This is a genomic window from Methylobacterium sp. E-045, from assembly GCF_022829685.1.
Lineage (GTDB): Bacteria > Pseudomonadota > Alphaproteobacteria > Rhizobiales > Beijerinckiaceae > Methylobacterium.
In genome coordinates, this window is the sequence record NZ_JAKSYE010000048.1 from 1 (window position 1) to 568 (window position 568).

Below are 568 nucleotides of genomic sequence, written 5' to 3' on the forward strand. Positions count from 1 at the left end.
GTCGGCCGCCGTCTCGGCATGTACCCGATCGAGACCGCCATCGTGAATGCCTGCCATAGCGGCCAGGGCGGCACCGGGGACGTGGCGATCCTCACCGCCGCCAACCGCATGGCGCTGATGCCCTTCGCCCAGATCGCCACCGCATCACCACCAGCGTCCCCGTCACCGTCAGCGCGCGTCCGGGGGGGGTGGCGTAGTGGGCGAAGGGGATCAGCGCCATGCGGGTGGCGGCGGTGGGGAACGCCACGTCCCCGGTGCCGCCCTGGCAGCTATGGGAGGCATTCACGATGGCGGTCTCGCTCGGGTACATGCCGAGACGCAGGACCACGAACAAGACCTGCACCATCATATTCCACACCGTGGAGACGATGGTGATGAGGTTCGCCAGCGTGAAGGAGGCCACCAGCTTGTCACAGGGGGTCATCGACAAGCCGATGTCGAAGGGCAGCGGCTACGTCATGCTGATCTGGAAGAACTTGCAGGCGAAGAAGCCGCCGACCTCACGGCGTGGCGAGACCGCGCTGGCGAGCTTGGCGAGGACCGCCAGGAACAGCATCGAAAAACAGGC

1 protein-coding gene and 1 pseudogene are annotated in these 568 nt (G+C 66.5%); one reads left to right on the forward strand and one right to left on the reverse strand.

Going from position 1 to position 568, the window contains the following annotated elements; translation table 11 throughout:
* Positions 1-141: pseudogene (locus tag MKK51_RS05685) on the forward strand (2-hydroxycarboxylate transporter family protein); the annotation flags it as partial.
* Here the strand turns inward: MKK51_RS05685 and MKK51_RS05690 are convergent.
* Positions 92-430: a 2-hydroxycarboxylate transporter family protein gene (locus MKK51_RS05690; protein WP_279600995.1), complete on the reverse strand. Its 339-nt coding sequence runs from the start codon at positions 428-430 to the stop codon at positions 92-94. The pseudogene MKK51_RS05685 and the gene MKK51_RS05690 overlap by 50 nt on opposite strands.
* Positions 431-568 lie beyond the last annotated feature (138 nt).